Here is an 18,052-nt window from a genome sequence, read left to right as displayed (position 1 = left end):
ATGGCAAAAGGCAAGTTTGAACGGACCAAGCCGCACGTGAACGTGGGCACGATTGGTCACGTTGACCACGGCAAGACCACGCTGACCGCGGCAATCGCGACCGTGCTGTCCAAGAAGTTCGGCGGCGAGGCCAAGGCCTACGACCAGATCGACGCAGCGCCTGAAGAAAAGGCCCGCGGCATCACGATCAACACCGCCCACGTCGAGTACGAGACGGCCAACCGCCACTACGCGCACGTTGACTGCCCCGGCCACGCCGACTACGTCAAGAACATGATCACCGGTGCCGCCCAGATGGACGGCGCCATCCTGGTGTGCTCGGCCGCTGACGGCCCGATGCCCCAGACCCGCGAGCACATCCTGCTGGCTCGYCAGGTCGGCGTGAAGTTCATCATCGTCTTCCTGAACAAGTGCGACATGGTCGACGACGCCGAGCTGCTCGAGCTGGTCGAAATGGAAGTGCGCGAGCTCCTGTCCAAGTACGACTTCCCCGGCGACGACACCCCCATCATCAAGGGTTCGGCCAAGCTGGCGCTGGAAGGCGACACGGGCGACCTGGGCGAGCAAGCCATCATGCGTCTGGCCGACGCCCTGGACAACTACATCCCCCAGCCGGACCGTGCCATCGACGGCGCCTTCCTGCTGCCGGTTGAAGACGTCTTCTCGATCTCCGGCCGCGGCACCGTCGTGACCGGYCGCGTCGAGCGCGGCATCATCAAGGTCGGCGAAGAAATCGAAATCGTCGGCATCCGCGACGTGCAGAAGACCACCGTCACCGGCGTCGAAATGTTCCGCAAGCTGCTGGACCAAGGTCAAGCAGGCGACAACGTCGGCATCCTGCTGCGCGGCACCAAGCGTGAAGACGTCGAGCGCGGCCAGGTTCTGGCCAAGCCCGGCTCGATCAAGCCCCACACCCACTTCACGGCCGAGATCTACGTCTTGTCCAAGGAAGAGGGCGGCCGCCACACGCCGTTCTTCAACAACTACCGTCCCCAGTTCTACTTCCGTACCACGGACGTGACCGGTGCCGTCGAGTTGCCCAAGGACAAGGAAATGGTCATGCCGGGCGACAACGTCGGCATCACCGTGAAGCTGATCGCGCCGATCGCGATGGAAACTGGCCTGCGCTTCGCCATCCGTGAAGGCGGTCGTACCGTCGGCTCGGGCGTCGTCGCCACGATCCTCGCGTAAGTTTTTCAAGGCCACAGGGGCATAGCTCAATTGGCAGAGCGTCGGTCTCCAAAACCGAAGGTTGGGGGTTCGAGACCCTCTGCCCCTGCCAACAGTCGCTGATCACGACGGTTGGTTTCCTGGCAACAAGCATCGGCCCGCGAGAGAGATCTCGGCGGGCCTTGCTGCTGATGGCGACAAACCTTGGCAGCGTCTGACAGCCGCTTCAAAGCGGCGCGTGAAAGTGAAGTGATGGCGAATCCTCCCCAGGTCGAGACCGTGACCAGCGGCGCCGACAAGGCCAAGCTGGCCGTTGCGGTACTGCTGCTGATTGGCGCGCTGGCGGCCTACTACGGCCTGTCCAAGCAAGGCCCGCTGGCGCAGTGGGCCTCGCTGCTCGTGTTGTTGGCCGCCGGCGTGGCGGCTTTCTTTACGTCTGAACACGGCAAGGCGCTGATCGCCTACGGCCGCGACTCGACGCGTGAAGTCAAGAAGGTGGTCTGGCCGACCCGCAAGGAAGCGACCCAGATGACGGGCTATGTGTTTGCCTTCGTCGTCGTCATGGCGCTCTTCCTGTGGATGACGGACAAGACGTTGGAATGGGTGCTGTACGACCTGATCCTGGGCTGGAAGCGCTGATCGCAAGGAATCTTGATGTCTGAAGAACAAGTCGTCACGACCGAAGCCCCGACGGGCCTGCCCAAGCGCTGGTATGTCGTCCATGCCTACTCGGGCATGGAAAAGGCTGTCGAACGCAACCTGCGCGAGCGCATTGACCGCGCCGGCATGCAGGACAAGTTCGGCCGCATCCTGGTGCCAACCGAAGAAGTCGTCGAGCTGAAGAACGGCAAGAAAGCCGTCACCGAGCGCCGCTTCTTCCCGGGCTATGTGCTGGTGGAAATGGCGATGGACGACGAGTCCTGGCATCTGGTCAAGCACACGTCCAAGGTGACGGGCTTTGTGGGCGGCGCAAAGAACCGCCCGGCCCCGATCTCGGAGGCCGAGGTCATGAAGATCGTCAACCAGATGCAGGAAGGCGTCGAGAAGCCACGGCCCAAGGTCGAGTGGACGGTCGGCGAGGTCGTGCGCGTCAAGGAAGGCCCCTTCACCGACTTCAACGGCTCGGTCGAAGAGGTCAACTACGACAAGTCCAAGGTGCGTGTGTCGGTCACGATCTTCGGCCGCGCGACGCCGGTGGAACTGGACTTCTCGCAGGTCGAAAAAGTTTGACGACGCGTCGTCAAACTTTTCGCCGCTGCCCGCAGGGCTAAGGCAAAAGGTCCGACGCGCACCTCTGACGTCCAAGTGAAGGGCTGCATAGCCTGAAATTTGAGCAGCAGAGTAGAATCCTGGGTTCGGCCGGCGTCCCCTAACGTCGACCCGTGATCAGTCTGCAACGAGAGGCGGACAAGAGGAGCAAAGGTAAGGACTTCGGTCCGAGTCCGATGCGCTAGCACTCAGGTGTTCAGGCTTGCCGCCCGGGCACTGGATTGGAGAAAACATGGCAAAGAAGATTGTCGGCTTCATCAAGCTGCAAATTCCGGCCGGCAAGGCCAACCCTTCGCCCCCGGTGGGTCCCGCGCTTGGTCAGCGTGGCCTGAACATCATGGAATTCTGCAAGGCGTTCAACGCCCAGACTTCGGCTGGTGGCTTCGAGCCCGGCATGAAGCTGCCGGTGGTCATCACCGCGTTCGCAGACAAGAGCTTCACCTTCGTCATCAAGTCGCCCCCGGCGACCGTGTTGATCAAGAAGGCCGCGAAGATCGAGAAGGGCTCGCAGCGCCCCCACCTGGATAAGGTCGGCAAGCTGACCCGCGCCCAGTTGGAAGAGATCGCAACGATCAAGACCAAGGACCTGACGGCCGCCAGCATGGACGCCGCAGTCAAGACCATCGCCGGCTCCGCCCGCTCGATGGGCATCATCGTGGAAGGGGTCTGACATGGCCAAGCTCACCAAGAAGCAAAAGGCGCTGGCTGGCAAGGTCGAGTCGACCAAGCTGTACGCGCTGACCGAAGCCCTGGACCTGGTCAAGAGCCTGGCCTCGGCCAAGTTCGATGAATCTATCGACGTCGCCGTTCAGCTCGGCATCGATGCCAAGAAGTCGGACCAGGTCGTTCGTGGCGCCGTCGTGCTGCCCAACGGCACCGGCAAGACCAAGCGCGTCGCCGTGTTCGCCCAAGGTGCCAAGGCTGATGAAGCCCGCGCCGCCGGCGCCGACGTCGTCGGCATGGAAGACCTGGCCGAGCGCGTCAAGGCGGGCGACATGCCCTTCGACGTGGTCATCGCCTCGCCCGACACGATGCGTGTCGTCGGTACTCTGGGTCAGATCCTGGGCCCGCGCGGCCTGATGCCTAACCCCAAGGTTGGCACCGTGACCCCGGACGTCGCCACTGCCGTCAAGAACGCCAAGGCTGGCCAGGTCCAGTTCCGCGTCGACAAGGCCGGCATCATCCACGGCACCCTCGGCCGTCGCTCGTTCGACACCGACAAGCTGGAAGGCAACCTGCGCGCGCTGATCGAAGCTCTGAACAAGAGCAAGCCGGCGTCGAGCAAGGGCATCTACCTGCGCAAGGTCGCCGTGTCCTCGACGATGGGCGTCGGCGCCCGCGTCGAAATCGCGTCGATCAACGCTCAAGCCAACGCAGCTTGATGCACTGAATCTGCTCGGGGCGAGTCTGGCCCTGGGCAACAAGATTGGTGGGGCGCTGCTCCGGTTCGCCGGGGCGGCGCGTCATCCAAGACCGTTGGTGGAGACCCCTTAAATCTCGGCGCAAGTTGAGAACCAACGCAGATGGCGGTCCCGCTGAAGGGTTTGCTGCTCCGAGCCATCGGGGTGGGTTTCCTGACAGATGGTCGCTGAATCCCTGGCGCTCCCAAAGCCGCAAGGCCGAGAGAGCAAATGTGAGGAGTAGACCTTGAGTCTCAATCGCAACGAGAAGGCAGTCGTTGTCTCCGACGTCGCAGCGCAAGCTGCCAAGTCGCAGACGCTGGCGCTGGCCGAGTACCGTGGCCTCACCGTTGAAGCCTTGAACAAGCTGCGCGTCACCGCGCGCGCCCAAGGTGTGTATCTTCACGTGCTGAAGAACACCCTGGCGCGTCGCGCTGTCGCCGGCACCCCGTTCGAGGCTGCTTCGGAGAGCATGGTCGGCCCGCTGATCTACGGCTTTTCGGAAGACGCTGTCGCGGCTGCCAAAGTCATCGCTGACTTTGCCAAGACCAACGACAAGCTCGTCATCAAGGGCGGTGCGTACGGTGGCAAGGCTCTGGACGTGAACGGCGTGAAGGCGCTGGCATCCGTCCCGAGCAAGGAAGTGCTGCTGTCGCAAATCGCAGGCCTGCTGCTGTCGCCGGTGCAACGCACCGCGGCCGTGCTGGCTGCCCTGGCTGCAAAGCGTGGCGAAGGCGCCGCTTCTACGGAAGCTGCTGCTGAAGAAGCCCCGGCTGCCGCCTGATCGACGAACTACGCGTTACACGCAATCAATCTGTTTTAAGGAAATTCATCATGGCATTCGATAAAGACGCTTTCCTGGCCTCGCTGGACAGCATGACCGTTCTGGAGCTGAACGATCTGGTCAAGGCAATTGAAGAGAAGTTCGGCGTGTCCGCCGCTTCGATGGCTGCTCCGGCCGCCGGTGGCGCCGGCGGCGGCGCCGCTGCTGCCGTTGAAGAGAAGACCGAGTTCAACGTCGTGCTGACCGAAGCCGGCGCGCAGAAGGTCTCCGTCATCAAGGCCGTCCGTGAAATCACGGGCCTGGGTCTGAAGGAAGCCAAGGACCTGGTCGACGGCGCTCCGAAGAACGTCAAGGAAGCCGTTTCCAAGGCCGACGGCGAAGCTGCAGTCAAGAAGCTGGTGGAAGCCGGCGCCAAGGCTGAGCTGAAGTAAGACTTTGGGGTGGGGCCTGTGCAGCAGGTCCGGCCCCACTGACTAGAAAAGGGGTTGCCTTTGGGCTTCCCCTTTTTTGTCTTTGCGGGTTAATCCTGCTTGAGAACAGGTGAAAGACCTCGCGCGGGTATGATGCGCGGTTCTTTCACGTGTTCTCTGATCCGACTGCAGAGAACCAGTTTGGTCGGACTTCGGTGCAATGCCGAAGTTGTCCGCCAGCGGTTGGTAGTGGCCAACCACCAAGCTAGGCAGCCGCCCGTTCTGGGTGAGTGAGCCAGCCAGTCGCCGACGCGGCTCGCCCCACGGCCAGGGGTGGGCTCGACACGGAGTGTTTATGGCGCAAGCAACCCCCTACAGCTATACCGAGCGCAAGCGGATCCGCAAGAGCTTCGGCAAGCGCGAGAGCGTTCTCAACGTTCCCTATCTGCTCACGATGCAGAAGGACAGCTACGTGGCCTTCCTGCAAAAGGACGTGCCCGCCGCCAAACGCAAGCCCGAAGGGCTGCAGGCGGCCTTCCTCTCGGCGTTCCCGATTGTTTCGCACAACGGTTTCGTCGAGATGAAGTTCCTCGAGTTCAACATTGCCAAGCCGCCGTTCGACACCCGCGAGTGCCAGCAGCGGGGGTTGACCTACGCTGCCGCCGTCCGTGCGCGGCTGCAGATGATCATCTATGACCGTGAGAGCCCGCAGGCCAAGACGGTCAAGGAAATCAAGGAGCAAGAGGTCTACATGGGCGAAGTGCCCCTGATGACCGACTACGGCTCCTTCATCGTCAACGGTACCGAGCGCGTCATCGTGTCGCAGCTGCACCGCTCACCTGGCGTGTTCTTCGAGCACGACAAGGGCAAGACGCACAGCTCGGGCAAGCTGCTGTTCAGCGCTCGCATCATTCCTTACCGCGGCTCCTGGCTGGACTTCGAGTTCGACCCGAAGGACATCCTGTACTTCCGCGTTGACCGCCGCCGCAAGATGCCGGTCACCATCCTGCTGAAGGCCATCGGCCTGAAGCCGGAACAGATCCTGGCCCACTTCTTCGTGTTCGACAACTTCCGCCTGATGGACGTTGGCGCGCAGCTCGAATTCGTCGCCGACCGCCTGAAGGGCGAAGTCGCCCGCTTCGACATCGTCGACAAGTCGGGTGCCGTCATCGTCGAGAAGGACAAGCGCATCACGGCCCGCCATGCGCGCCAGCTGGAGCAGTCCGGCACGCAGCACATCTCGGTGCCCGAGGACTTCCTGGTCGGCCGCGTGCTGGCCAAGAACATGATCGACGCCGACACCGGCGAGATCATTGCCAAGGCCAATGATGAACTGACCGACGCGCTGCTGAAGAAGCTGCGCCAGGCCGGCGTCAAGGAAATCCAGTGCCTGTTCACGAACGAGCTGGACGAAGGCGCCTACATCTCGCAGACGCTGGCGTCTGACGAGACCGAAACGCAGCTGGCCGCCCGCGTCGCCATCTACCGCATGATGCGCCCCGGCGAGCCGCCGACGGAAGACGCCGTCGAGGCCCTGTTCAACCGCCTGTTCTACAGCACCGACACCTACGACCTGAGCCGTGTCGGCCGCATGAAGTTCAACGCGCGCGTCGGCCGTGACACGCCCGAAGGCAACATGAACCTGTCCAACGAGGACATCCTTGACGTCGTCAAGATCCTCGTCGAGCTGCGCAATGGCCGCGGCGAAGTGGACGACATCGACCACCTGGGCAATCGTCGCGTGCGTTGCGTGGGCGAACTGGCCGAAAACCAGTACCGCTCGGGCCTCGCCCGCATCGAGAAGGCCGTCAAGGAACGTCTGGGCCAGGCCGAGACCGAAGCCCTGATGCCGCACGACCTGATCAACTCCAAGCCGATCTCCGCGGCGCTGAAGGAGTTCTTCGGTGCGTCGCAGCTGTCGCAGTTCATGGACCAGACCAACCCGCTGTCGGAAATCACGCACAAGCGTCGTGTTTCCGCTCTTGGCCCGGGTGGTTTGACCCGCGAGCGCGCTGGCTTCGAAGTCCGCGACGTGCACCCGACCCACTACGGCCGCGTCTGCCCGATCGAAACGCCGGAAGGCCCGAACATCGGCCTGATCAACTCGCTGGCGCTGTTCGCTCAGCTCAACGAGTACGGTTTCCTGGAAACGCCGTATCGCCGCGTTGTTGACGGTCACGTCACCGACCAGATCGACTACCTGTCCGCCATCGAGGAAGGCAAGTACGTCATCGCCCAGGCGAATGCGACGCTGAACACGACCGGCGAGCTGACGGACGAGCTGGTCTCGGCCCGTGAAAACGGCGAGTCGGTGCTGACGTCTCCTGAGCGCATCCAGTACATGGACGTGGCGCCGACGCAGATCGTGTCGGTCGCAGCTTCGCTCGTGCCCTTCCTCGAGCACGACGACGCGAACCGCGCACTGATGGGCGCCAACATGCAGCGCCAGGCCGTGCCTGTGCTGCGTCCCGAGAAGGCTTTCGTGGGTACGGGCGTCGAGCGCGTGGCTGCGAAGGACTCGGGTACGGTGGTCGCGGCTCGCCGCGGCGGCGTGGTCGACTACGTCGACACGAACCGCATCGTGATCCGCGTGAACGATGACGAGACCGTGGCCGGTGAGGTCGGTGTCGACATCTACAACCTGATCAAGTACCAGCGTTCCAACCAGAACACCAACATCCACCAGCGCCCGATCGTGCGCCGTGGCGACAAGGTGGCGGCCGAGGACATCATTGCCGACGGCGCGTCCACCGACATCGGTGAACTGGCCCTGGGCCAGAACATGCTGGTCGCGTTCATGCCCTGGAACGGCTACAACTTCGAAGACTCGATCCTGATCTCCGAACGCGTCATCGCCGAAGACCGCTACACCTCGATCCACATCGAGGAACTGGTGGTCAATGCGCGTGACACCAAGCTGGGCGCCGAGGAAATCACCCGCGACATCCCGAACCTGTCGGAGCAACAACTCGGCCGTCTGGACGAGTCGGGCATCGTTTACGTCGGTGCCGAGGTGAACCCGGGCGACGTGCTGGTCGGCAAGGTCACGCCCAAGGGCGAGACGACGCTGACGCCGGAAGAAAAGCTGCTGCGCGCCATCTTTGGCGAGAAGGCTTCGGACGTGAAGGACACGTCGCTGCGTGTCGACCAAGGCACCAACGGCACCGTCATCGACGTGCAGGTCTTCACCCGTGAAGGCATCCAGCGCGACAAGCGCGCCCAGCAGATCATCGACGACGAGCTCAAGCGCTACCGCTTGGACCTGAACGACCAGCTGCGCATCGTCGAGAGCGACGCCTTCGACCGTATCGAGAAGCTGCTCGTCGGCAAGCTCGCCAACGGCGGCCCGCAGAAGATCGCCAAGGGCACGGCCATCGACAAGGAATACCTGGCCTCGGTCGAGAAGTTCCATTGGTTCGACATCCGTCCCGCCGAGGAAGACATCGCCAACCAGCTCGAGTCGATCAAGAACTCGCTCGACCAGACTCGCCACAGCTTCGACCTGGCTTTTGAAGAAAAGCGCAAGAAGCTGACGCAGGGCGACGAGCTGCCCGCTGGCGTGCTGAAGATGGTCAAGGTCTACCTGGCCGTCAAGCGCCGCCTGCAGCCTGGCGACAAGATGGCCGGCCGTCACGGCAACAAGGGTGTGGTGTCCAAGGTCACCCCGATCGAAGACATGCCCTACATGGCCGACGGCACGCCTGCCGACATCGTGCTGAATCCGCTGGGCGTGCCCTCGCGGATGAACGTGGGTCAGGTTCTCGAAGTGCATCTGGGCTGGGCCGGCAAGGGCATCGGCCAGCGCATCGGCGACATGCTGCAGCAGCACACCAAGGTTGCCGAGCTGCGCAAGCTGTTCGACCAGCTCTACAACCAGAGCGGTGGCAAGACGGAACGCATCGAAGACCTGACGGACGACGAAGTGCTGGAGATGGCCGCGAACCTCGCCAAGGGCGTGCCCTTCGCGACGCCGGTCTTCGATGGTGCCAAGGAAGAAGAAATCCGCGGCATGCTCAAGCTGGCGTACCCGGACGACATTGCCGCCAAGAAGGGCCTGACCGCTACGCGCACCCAGGCCTGGCTGTGCGACGGCCGCACCGGCGAGCAGTTCGAGCGCCCGGTCACCGTCGGCTACATGCACGTGCTGAAGCTGCACCACCTGGTGGACGACAAGATGCACGCCCGTTCGACTGGCCCGTACTCGCTCGTCACGCAGCAACCGCTGGGCGGCAAGGCGCAGTTCGGCGGCCAGCGTTTCGGCGAAATGGAAGTCTGGGCGCTTGAAGCCTATGGCGCCTCCTACATCCTGCAGGAAATGCTGACGGTCAAGTCCGATGACGTGAACGGGCGCACCAAGGTGTACGAGTCCATCGTCAAGGGCGAACACGCCATCGAAGCCGGCATGCCGGAATCCTTCAATGTTCTGGTCAAGGAAATCCGTTCCCTTGGCATCGACATTGAACTGGTCAAGAACTAAGGAGCAGATGCATGAAGGGACTACTCGACCTATTCAAGCAATTCACCCCCGATGAGCATTTCGATGCCATCCAGATCGGCCTGGCTTCTCCGGAGAAGATCCGCAGCTGGTCGTTCGGCGAGGTGAAGAAGCCCGAGACCATCAACTACCGCACCTTCAAGCCGGAACGCGACGGCCTGTTCTGCGCCAAGATCTTTGGCCCGATCAAGGACTACGAGTGCCTGTGCGGCAAGTACAAGCGCCTGAAGCACCGCGGCGTCATCTGCGAGAAGTGCGGCGTTGAAGTCACCCAGACCAAGGTCCGTCGTGACCGCATGGGCCACATCGACCTGGCCGCGCCCTGCGCGCACATCTGGTTCCTGAAGAGCCTGCCGTCGCGTCTGGGCCTGGTGCTCGACATGACGCTGCGCGACATCGAACGCGTGCTGTACTTCGAAGCGTATGTGGTCGTCGACCCGGGTATGACCCCGCTGAAGAAGTTCTCGATCATGAGCGAGGACGACTACGACGCCAAGCGCATCGAATTCGGCGATGAGTTCATCGCGCTGATGGGCGCCGAGGGCATCAAGAACCTGCTGCAGGAAATGGATCTCGACATCGAGATCGATCGCCTGCGCAACGACATGACCGGCTCCGAACTCAAGGTCAAGAAGAACTCCAAGCGCTTGAAGGTCATGGAGGCCTTCAAGAAGTCCGGCATCAAGCCGAACTGGATGGTGCTGGACGTGCTGCCCGTGCTGCCGCCGGACCTGCGTCCGTTGGTGCCGCTGGACGGCGGCCGCTTCGCGACTTCCGACCTGAACGACCTTTACCGTCGCGTCATCAACCGCAACAACCGCCTGGCCCGCCTGCTCGAGCTGAAGGCCCCTGAGATCATCGTGCGCAACGAAAAGCGCATGCTGCAGGAAGCCGTCGACTCGCTGCTGGACAACGGCCGCCGCGGCAAGGCGATGACCGGCGCGAACAAGCGTGCCCTCAAGTCGCTGGCCGACATGATCAAGGGCAAGAGCGGTCGCTTCCGCCAGAACTTGCTGGGCAAGCGCGTCGACTACTCGGGCCGTTCGGTCATCGTGGTCGGCCCGACGCTCAAGCTGCACCAGTGCGGCCTGCCCAAGCTGATGGCGCTCGAACTCTTCAAGCCCTTCATCTTCTCGCGCCTCGAAGCCATGGGCATCGCGACGACGATCAAGGCTGCCAAGAAGGAAGTCGAATCCGGCACGCCGGTGGTCTGGGACATCCTCGAAGAAGTCATCAAGGAGCACCCGGTCCTGCTGAACCGTGCCCCGACGCTGCACCGCCTCGGTATCCAGGCTTTCGAGCCCGTGCTGATTGAAGGCAAGGCCATCCAGCTGCACCCCCTCGTCTGCTCGGCCTTCAACGCCGACTTCGACGGTGACCAGATGGCCGTCCACGTGCCGCTGTCGATCGAAGCGCAGATGGAAGCCCGCACGCTGATGCTGGCCTCCAACAACGTGCTGTTCCCGGCTTCCGGCGAACCATCGATCGTGCCGTCGCAAGACGTGGTGCTGGGTCTGTACTACGCGACTCGCGAACGCACCAACGGCAAGGGCGAGGGCATGATCTTCTCGGACATTCCCGAGATGATCCGTGCGCTGGAAAACGGTGCCGTCGAGATCACCGCCAAGATCAGCGTGCGTCTGGTCGAGTGGACCAAGGACAAGGACACGGGCGAGTTCGTGGCCGAGACCAAGCTAACGGACACCACCGTCGGCCGTGCTTTGCTGTCCGAGATCCTGCCCAAGGGCCTGCCGTTCTCGAACATCAACAAGGCACTCAAGAAGAAGGAAATCAGCAAGCTGATCAACACCTCCTTCCGCAAGTGCGGCCTGAAGGAAACCGTCGTGCTGGCCGACAAGCTGCTGCAAAGCGGCTTCAAGCTCGCCACGCGCGCCGGTATCTCCATCGCCATCGACGACATGCTGGTGCCCGCTCAGAAGCACACGCTGATCGAGCGCGCCGAGAAGGAAGTCAAGGAGATCGAGCAGCAGTACGTCTCGGGTCTCGTGACGGCCGGCGAGCGCTACAACAAGGTCGTGGACATCTGGGGCAAGGCCGGCGACGAAATCGGCAAGAAAATGATGGACCACCTCAAGGTCGAGAAGACCGTGGACCGTCATGGCAAGACCGTCGACCAGGAGTCCTTCAACTCGATCTACATGATGGCCGACTCGGGTGCCCGCGGTAGCGCGGCCCAGATCCGCCAGTTGGCTGGCATGCGCGGCCTGATGGCCAAGCCGGACGGCTCCATCATCGAGACCCCCATCACGGCGAACTTCCGTGAAGGCCTGAACGTGTTGCAGTACTTCATCTCCACCCACGGTGCTCGTAAGGGCCTGGCGGACACGGCGCTGAAGACCGCGAACTCCGGCTACCTGACGCGTCGCCTGGTCGACGTGACCCAGGATCTGGTGGTCATCGAGAATGACTGCGGCACCGACAACGGCATGGCGATGCGTGCCTTGGTCGAAGGTGGTGAAGTCATCGAATCGCTGCGTGACCGCGTCCTCGGCCGCGTCACCGCGATCGATGTTGTGCACCCCGAGACCCAGATTTCGCTGCTGGGTGCCAGCCACATGCTGGACGAAGACACGCTGGACGTGCTGGAAGCCGCTGGTGTCGACGAAATCAAGGTCCGCACGCCGCTGACCTGCGCCACACGTTTTGGCCTTTGCGCCAAGTGCTATGGCCGCGACCTCGGCCGCGGTGGCCTGGTGAACGTCGGTGAAGCTGTCGGCGTCATTGCCGCGCAGTCCATCGGCGAACCCGGTACGCAGCTGACGATGCGGACCTTCCACATCGGCGGTGCGGCGTCGCGTGCAGCGGTGGCCTCCAGCGTCGAAGCCAAGTCGGACGGCATCATCGGCTTCAACGCCACGATGCGCTACGTCACCAACGGCAAGGGCGAACTGGTGGTGATTTCCCGCTCCGGCGAGATCGTCATTTCCGACCCGCACGGCCGCGAGCGTGAGCGTCACAAGGTGCCGTACGGCGCGATCCTGAACATCAAGGCCAGCCAGACTATCAAGGCCGGTGTGGTGCTCGCGAACTGGGACCCGCTGACCCGTCCGATCATCACGGAATTCGCCGGCAAGGCAAAGTTCGAGAACGTCGAGGAAGGCGTGACCGTCGCCAAGCAGGTGGACGAGGTGACCGGTCTGTCGACCCTGGTCGTCATCGACCCGAAGCGCCGCGGTGCGGCCAAGGTGATCCGCCCGCAGGTCAAGCTGTTGGACGCTGGTGGCCACGAAGTCAAGATCCCGGGTACCGATCACTCGGTGGCCATCGGCTTCCAGGTCGGCTCGCTGATCCAGATCCGCGACGGCCAGGAGCTGCTGCCCGGTGAAGTGCTCGCCCGTATCCCGGTCGAAGGCCAGAAGACCCGTGACATTACCGGCGGTCTGCCGCGTGTGGCGGAGTTGTTCGAAGCGCGAAGCCCGAAGGATGTCGGTGTGCTCGCTGAGCAGACCGGTACCGTGTCGTTCGGTAAGGAGACTAAGGGCAAGATTCGCCTGCAGATCACCGACCCGGACGGCAAGGCCCACGAGGAACTCGTGCCCAAGGAAAAGAACATCCTGGTGCACGAAGGCCAGGTGGTCAACCGCGGCGAGCTGATCGTCGACGGCGCAGCGGATCCGCAGGACATCCTGCGCCTGCTGGGCATCGAGGAACTGGCGCGCTACATCGTCGACGAAGTGCAGGACGTCTACCGTCTGCAGGGCGTGAAGATCAACGACAAGCACATCGAGGTGATCGTTCGCCAGATGCTGCGTCGCGTGATGATTACCAACCCGGGCGATTCGACCTACATCCTCAACGAGCAGGTCGAGCGCTCGGAGCTGCTGGATACCAACGACCGATTGCGCAAGGAAGGCAAGATGATTGCCATCCACGCGGACGTGCTGCTGGGTATCACCAAGGCCTCGCTGTCGACCGATTCGTTCATCTCGGCCGCTTCCTTCCAGGAAACGACCCGCGTGCTCACCGAGGCTGCCATCATGGGCAAGCGCGACGAGCTGCGTGGCCTGAAGGAAAACGTCATCGTCGGGCGTTTGATCCCCGCGGGCACCGGCATGGCCTTCCACGAGGCGCGCCGCGTCAAGGAAGCCATGGACGACGCCGAGCGCCGTGCCATCGCGCTGCAGGAGGCCGAGGAATTGGCCGCTGCACAGATGGCTGGCGTGGACGCTGGCGACAGCTCGGCTGAATAAGCCCCGAGGGTTCTACCCTCCGAAGCCGCCCGCGGTTCAAGCTGCGGGCGGCTTTTTATTTGGTGGGCTCATTCGAGCGACCAGCGTTCCGGCGTCACGATGAGCAGCCCGCGCGGCCGGGCGCGCTTGGCCAGCGCCAGCACGGCCTTGTCGCGTGAGATCAGCCAGCGCGCCCGGCTCGAGAGTGCCAGATCAATGAATTTCTGGTCGTCGGGGTCGCGGCAGACCAAGCGCGAGGCCAGGGGCTGGGGCTCGATGGTCTCGACCGGCTGCGCGTGGGCGTCGAACTGTGCCTCGATGAAGACCAGATCTGGCGCATAGCTCGCCGCGACGCCGCGACCCAGCACATGTCGGATCTCATCGCGCATGGGTGGCGCTACCAGCCAGCGCAACGTGCCCGAAGTGACCGCGGTGATCAAAGCCTGAATGCGTGAGTCGCGGAACACCAGCCAGTCCATCACGACCTGGGTGTCGATGACGATGGCCGGCTTGTCTGCAGCGGAAGACGGGAAGCTGGGTAAGGCGGCGGGCGGGGTGGAGGCGGCCATGTCGTCAGCTTACAGGGCATGGCGCATGCATCCGGGCAGACCCTTGTGCCGAATTCCCCGCCGGTCTACAATCCTCGGCTCTTTGCCTTTTGGGCGGCGCATTGCTGCGTGCCTAAAAATCAGCGAAGGCTCACAGACTTCAAACGGGAACAAGTCGTTTATGCCAACCATCAATCAACTGGTGCGCCACGGTCGAGAGGCCGAGGTCACCAAATCCAAGTCGCCTGCGATGCAGAATTGCCCGCAGCGCCGCGGTGTCTGCACCCGCGTCTATACCACCACGCCCAAGAAGCCGAACTCGGCTCTGCGTAAGGTCGCCAAGGTGCGTCTGACCAACGGTTTCGAGGTCATCTCGTACATCGGCGGTGAAGGCCACAACCTGCAAGAACACAGCGTTGTGCTCGTGCGCGGCGGCCGTGTGAAAGACTTGCCCGGCGTTCGTTACCACATCGTCCGTGGTTCGCTCGACCTGCAAGGCGTCAAGGATCGCAAGCAATCGCGTTCCAAGTACGGCGCGAAGCGTCCGAAGAAGTAAATCGTTTGTTCGGCTCAGTCAGCATTGACTGAACCAACGTTGTTGCGGCTGCTGAAATGTCAGTCAGCCGAGTAAGTGGATAACCCCAGATGTCGGTGGTTGTCCAACGGAGTCCGGCAAACGCCACCTCCAACTGAAGCAGAAGGAAGAATCCCATGCCACGTCGTCGCGAAGTACCCAAGCGCGAAATCCTGCCGGACCCCAAGTTCGGCTCCGTCGATCTGTCCAAGTTCATGAACGTCATCATGGAATCGGGCAAGAAGGCCGTCGCTGAGCGCATCATTTACGGTGCCCTGGAGCAGGTCGAGAAGAAGATCGGCAAGGATCCGCTGGAAGTGTTCATGGTCGCCCTGAACAACGTGAAGCCCATGGTCGAAGTGAAGTCCCGCCGTGTCGGCGGTGCGAACTACCAAGTTCCCGTGGAAGTTCGCCCCGTCCGCCGGATGGCTCTGGCCATGCGTTGGTTGAAGGAATCCGCTCGCAAGCGCGGTGAGAAGTCGATGGCCCAGCGCCTGGCCAATGAACTGCTGGAGGCCGCTGAAGGCCGTGGCGGCGCGATGAAGAAGCGCGACGAAGTTCACCGCATGGCTGAAGCCAACAAGGCTTTCTCGCACTTCCGCTTCTAAACTCACTGTCTTTCAGCCGCCTCGGGTTTCTACCAACCCGCTGGCGGCTCCTGTCTTCTGGAGCAAACCATGGCCCGCAAAACCCCCATCGAGCGCTACCGCAACATCGGTATCTCTGCGCACATCGATGCCGGCAAGACCACCACGACCGAGCGCATCCTTTACTACACCGGCGTGAACCACAAGATCGGTGAGGTGCATGACGGCGCCGCCACGATGGACTGGATGGAGCAAGAGCAAGAGCGTGGCATCACGATCACCTCTGCTGCCACGACCTGCTTCTGGAAGGGCATGGACCTGGCTCGACCCGAGCACCGCATCAACATCATCGACACCCCCGGGCACGTCGACTTCACGATTGAAGTCGAGCGCTCGATGCGCGTGCTGGACGGTGCCTGCATGGTCTATTGCGCCGTCGGTGGTGTGCAGCCCCAGTCGGAAACCGTCTGGCGCCAGGCCAACAAGTACAAGGTGCCCCGCCTCGCGTTCGTCAACAAGATGGACCGCACCGGCGCGAACTTCTTCAAGGTCTACGACCAGATGAAGCTGCGTCTCAAGGCTAATCCGGTGCCCGTCGTCATCCCCATCGGCGCCGAAGACAAGTTCACCGGCGTGATCGACCTCATCAAGATGAAGGCGATCATCTGGGACGAAGCCTCGCAAGGCATGAAGTTCAACTACGAAGACATCCCGGCTGACCTGCAGGCCGAGGCCGTCAAGTGGCGCGAAAACCTCATCGAAGCCGCCGCTGAGTCCAGCGAAGAGCTGATGAACAAGTACCTGGAGTCGGGTGATCTGGACGAAGAGGAAATCGTCTCTGCCATCCGCAAGCGCACGATCGCCGCTGAAATCCAGCCGATGTTCTGCGGCACCGCCTTCAAGAACAAGGGCGTGCAGCGCATGCTCGACGGCATCATCGATTTCATGCCCTCGCCGGCTGACATCCCGCCGGTGCCTGGCACCGACGATGACGACAAGCCGGTCGTGCGCCAACGTATCGACGAAGAGAAGTTCGCTGCGCTGGCCTTCAAGCTGATGACCGACCCCTACGTCGGCCAGCTGACCTTCGTGCGCGTCTACTCGGGCGTGCTGAAGTCGGGCGACTCGGTCTACAACCCGATCCGCGGCAAGAAGGAACGCATCGGCCGGATCCTGCAGATGCACGCCAACCAGCGTGAAGAAATCTCGGAAATTCTGGCCGGCGACATCGCCGCCTGCGTGGGCTTGAAGGACGTCACCACGGGCGAAACCCTGTGCGACCCGGACAGCATCATCACGCTGGAAAAGATGGTCTTCCCTGAGCCCGTGATCTCGCAGGCCGTCGAGCCCAAGACCAAGGCCGACCAGGAAAAGATGGGTATCGCCCTGGGCCGCCTGGCCAAGGAAGACCCGTCCTTCCGTCTGCGCACCGATGAAGAGTCGGGCCAGACCATCATCTCCGGCATGGGCGAGCTCCACCTGGAAATCATCGTCGACCGCATGAAGCGCGAGTTCGGCGTGGAAGCCAACGTCGGCAAGCCGCAAGTGGCCTACCGCGAAACCATCCGCAAGACGGCTTCGGACGTCGAAGGCAAGTTCGTGCGCCAATCCGGGGGCAAGGGCCAGTACGGCCACGTCGTGCTGACCGTCGAGCCGCAGGAAGCTGGCAAGGGCTTCGAGTTCGTCGACGCCATCAAGGGCGGCGTGGTGCCGCGCGAATACATCCCCGCGGTCGAAAAGGGTGTTATCGACTCCCTGCCGAACGGCGTGCTGGCTGGCTTCCCGGTTGTGGACGTCAAGGTCACGCTGACCTTCGGTTCGTACCATGATGTCGACTCGAACGAAAACGCGTTCAAGATGGCTGCGTCCCTGGGCTTCAAGGAAGGCTGCCGCAGGGCTTCGCCGGTGATCCTGGAGCCGATGATGGCCGTGGAAGTCGAGACGCCTGAAGACTATGCCGGCAACGTGATGGGCGATCTGTCCAGCCGCCGCGGCATGGTGCAGGGCATGGACGACATGGTCGGTGGCGGCAAGGCCATCAAGGCCGAAGTCCCGCTGTCGGAAATGTTCGGCTACTCGACGACCCTGCGCTCGATGTCGCAAGGCCGTGCCACGTACACGATGGAGTTCAAGCACTACAGCGAAGCTCCGAAGAACGTGGCCGACGCCATCATTACCGCTCGCGGAAAGTAATGGTCTGGGGTTGGACCTGCGTAGCAGCTCCGACTCCACTGATTCAGAAGCCGGCGCGAGCCTGAGGCTTGCGCCGCCGTCTTCTCGTGGATCGCCCTGGGTTGCCAGTCACCAGGGATTTCCGGTTCACGAGGAAACGCAAAACCAACCGACTGGCAATGCTCTTTCTCTGGAGTCAAGAAAATGGCAAAAGGCAAGTTTGAACGGACCAAGCCGCACGTGAACGTGGGCACGATTGGTCACGTTGACCACGGCAAGACCACGCTGACCGCGGCAATCGCGACCGTGCTGTCCAAGAAGTTCGGCGGCGAGGCCAAGGCCTACGACCAGATCGACGCAGCGCCTGAAGAAAAGGCCCGCGGCATCACGATCAACACCGCCCACGTCGAGTACGAGACGGCCAACCGCCACTACGCGCACGTTGACTGCCCC

The 18,052-nt window shown here is 62.5% G+C and carries 14 protein-coding genes and 1 tRNA gene; 14 read left to right on the top strand and 1 reads right to left on the bottom strand.

The window, feature by feature from the left end; genetic code table 11:
• From tuf to rpoC, 10 genes are all read left to right on the top strand, one after another.
• Positions 1 to 1,191: an elongation factor Tu gene (gene tuf / locus AC1DW0_RS29180; RefSeq protein ID WP_056265006.1), complete on the top strand. Its 1,191-nt coding sequence runs from the start codon at positions 1 to 3 to the stop codon at positions 1,189 to 1,191.
• 15 nt (positions 1,192 to 1,206) lie between these two features.
• A tRNA-Trp gene (locus AC1DW0_RS29175) sits at positions 1,207 to 1,282 on the top strand.
• A gap of 140 nt (positions 1,283 to 1,422) precedes the next feature.
• The gene (gene secE, locus AC1DW0_RS29170) at positions 1,423 to 1,809 is read left to right on the top strand and encodes a preprotein translocase subunit SecE (RefSeq protein WP_056194808.1); all 387 of its coding nucleotides are present in this window, start codon (positions 1,423 to 1,425) and stop codon (positions 1,807 to 1,809) included.
• A 15-nt stretch (positions 1,810 to 1,824) separates the two neighbouring features.
• Positions 1,825 to 2,400, top strand: a complete 576-nt coding sequence (gene nusG / locus AC1DW0_RS29165) for a transcription termination/antitermination protein NusG (RefSeq protein ID WP_057297385.1) — start codon at positions 1,825 to 1,827, stop codon at positions 2,398 to 2,400.
• A 271-nt stretch (positions 2,401 to 2,671) separates the two neighbouring features.
• Positions 2,672 to 3,109: a 50S ribosomal protein L11 gene (rplK, locus tag AC1DW0_RS29160; protein WP_056194802.1), complete on the top strand. Its 438-nt coding sequence runs from the start codon at positions 2,672 to 2,674 to the stop codon at positions 3,107 to 3,109.
• A 1-nt stretch (position 3,110) separates the two neighbouring features.
• Positions 3,111 to 3,821 (top strand): 50S ribosomal protein L1, encoded by a 711-nt coding sequence (rplA, locus tag AC1DW0_RS29155; RefSeq protein ID WP_056194799.1) that lies wholly within the window; start codon positions 3,111 to 3,113, stop codon positions 3,819 to 3,821.
• Between the two features lie 265 nt (positions 3,822 to 4,086).
• The gene (rplJ, locus tag AC1DW0_RS29150; RefSeq protein WP_056194797.1) at positions 4,087 to 4,623 is read left to right on the top strand and encodes a 50S ribosomal protein L10; all 537 of its coding nucleotides are present in this window, start codon (positions 4,087 to 4,089) and stop codon (positions 4,621 to 4,623) included.
• Positions 4,624 to 4,673: 50 nt separating this feature from the next.
• Positions 4,674 to 5,054, top strand: coding sequence for a 50S ribosomal protein L7/L12 (rplL, locus tag AC1DW0_RS29145; RefSeq protein ID WP_056194794.1), 381 nt, complete (start codon positions 4,674 to 4,676; stop codon positions 5,052 to 5,054).
• 334 nt (positions 5,055 to 5,388) lie between these two features.
• On the top strand, positions 5,389 to 9,510 hold the full coding sequence (gene rpoB, locus AC1DW0_RS29140; protein ID WP_056194792.1) for a DNA-directed RNA polymerase subunit beta: 4,122 nt from the start codon (positions 5,389 to 5,391) through the stop codon (positions 9,508 to 9,510).
• Between the two features lie 11 nt (positions 9,511 to 9,521).
• Positions 9,522 to 13,739 carry a DNA-directed RNA polymerase subunit beta' gene (rpoC, locus tag AC1DW0_RS29135; protein ID WP_056194789.1) on the top strand — a complete coding sequence of 1,406 codons (4,218 nt, stop codon included), beginning with the start codon at positions 9,522 to 9,524 and terminating at the stop codon, positions 13,737 to 13,739.
• A gap of 68 nt (positions 13,740 to 13,807) precedes the next feature.
• Here rpoC and AC1DW0_RS29130 read toward each other — a convergent pair whose 3' ends face one another.
• A complete protein-coding gene (locus AC1DW0_RS29130) occupies positions 13,808 to 14,287 on the bottom strand; it encodes a putative toxin-antitoxin system toxin component, PIN family (RefSeq protein ID WP_056194786.1) in 480 nt (159 codons plus the stop codon).
• 160 nt (positions 14,288 to 14,447) lie between these two features.
• Between AC1DW0_RS29130 and rpsL the strand changes: the two genes are divergently transcribed.
• The 4 genes from rpsL to AC1DW0_RS29110 all read left to right on the top strand — a co-directional run.
• Positions 14,448 to 14,822, top strand: coding sequence for a 30S ribosomal protein S12 (gene rpsL / locus AC1DW0_RS29125; RefSeq protein WP_056194784.1), 375 nt, complete (start codon positions 14,448 to 14,450; stop codon positions 14,820 to 14,822).
• A 155-nt stretch (positions 14,823 to 14,977) separates the two neighbouring features.
• Positions 14,978 to 15,448, top strand: coding sequence for a 30S ribosomal protein S7 (gene rpsG, locus AC1DW0_RS29120; RefSeq protein ID WP_056194782.1), 471 nt, complete (start codon positions 14,978 to 14,980; stop codon positions 15,446 to 15,448).
• A 69-nt stretch (positions 15,449 to 15,517) separates the two neighbouring features.
• On the top strand, positions 15,518 to 17,620 hold the full coding sequence (fusA, locus tag AC1DW0_RS29115) for an elongation factor G (protein ID WP_056194779.1): 2,103 nt from the start codon (positions 15,518 to 15,520) through the stop codon (positions 17,618 to 17,620).
• Between the two features lie 183 nt (positions 17,621 to 17,803).
• Positions 17,804 to 18,052: GTP-binding protein (locus AC1DW0_RS29110; protein ID WP_457426405.1), on the top strand; the 249-nt coding region annotated here is incomplete at its 3' end.

Source organism: Roseateles sp. P4_D2 (assembly GCF_056401875.1).
This window is presented reverse-complemented; position numbering and strand designations above follow the sequence as displayed.

Bases quoted from the DNA above. Each gene is read 5' to 3' on its own strand.
- secE (WP_056194808.1), top strand. From the start codon at position 1,423: ATGGCGAATCCTCCCCAGGTCGAGACCGTGACCAGCGGCGCCGACAAG.
- nusG (WP_057297385.1), top strand. From the start codon at position 1,825: ATGTCTGAAGAACAAGTCGTCACGACCGAAGCCCCGACGGGCCTGCCC.
- rplK (WP_056194802.1), top strand. From the start codon at position 2,672: ATGGCAAAGAAGATTGTCGGCTTCATCAAGCTGCAAATTCCGGCCGGC.
- rplA (WP_056194799.1), top strand. From the start codon at position 3,111: ATGGCCAAGCTCACCAAGAAGCAAAAGGCGCTGGCTGGCAAGGTCGAG.
- rplL (WP_056194794.1), top strand. From the start codon at position 4,674: ATGGCATTCGATAAAGACGCTTTCCTGGCCTCGCTGGACAGCATGACC.
- rpoB (WP_056194792.1), top strand. From the start codon at position 5,389: ATGGCGCAAGCAACCCCCTACAGCTATACCGAGCGCAAGCGGATCCGC.
- rpoC (WP_056194789.1), top strand. From the start codon at position 9,522: ATGAAGGGACTACTCGACCTATTCAAGCAATTCACCCCCGATGAGCAT.
- AC1DW0_RS29130 (WP_056194786.1), bottom strand. From the start codon at position 14,287: ATGGCCGCCTCCACCCCGCCCGCCGCCTTACCCAGCTTCCCGTCTTCC.
- rpsL (WP_056194784.1), top strand. From the start codon at position 14,448: ATGCCAACCATCAATCAACTGGTGCGCCACGGTCGAGAGGCCGAGGTC.
- rpsG (WP_056194782.1), top strand. From the start codon at position 14,978: ATGCCACGTCGTCGCGAAGTACCCAAGCGCGAAATCCTGCCGGACCCC.
- fusA (WP_056194779.1), top strand. From the start codon at position 15,518: ATGGCCCGCAAAACCCCCATCGAGCGCTACCGCAACATCGGTATCTCT.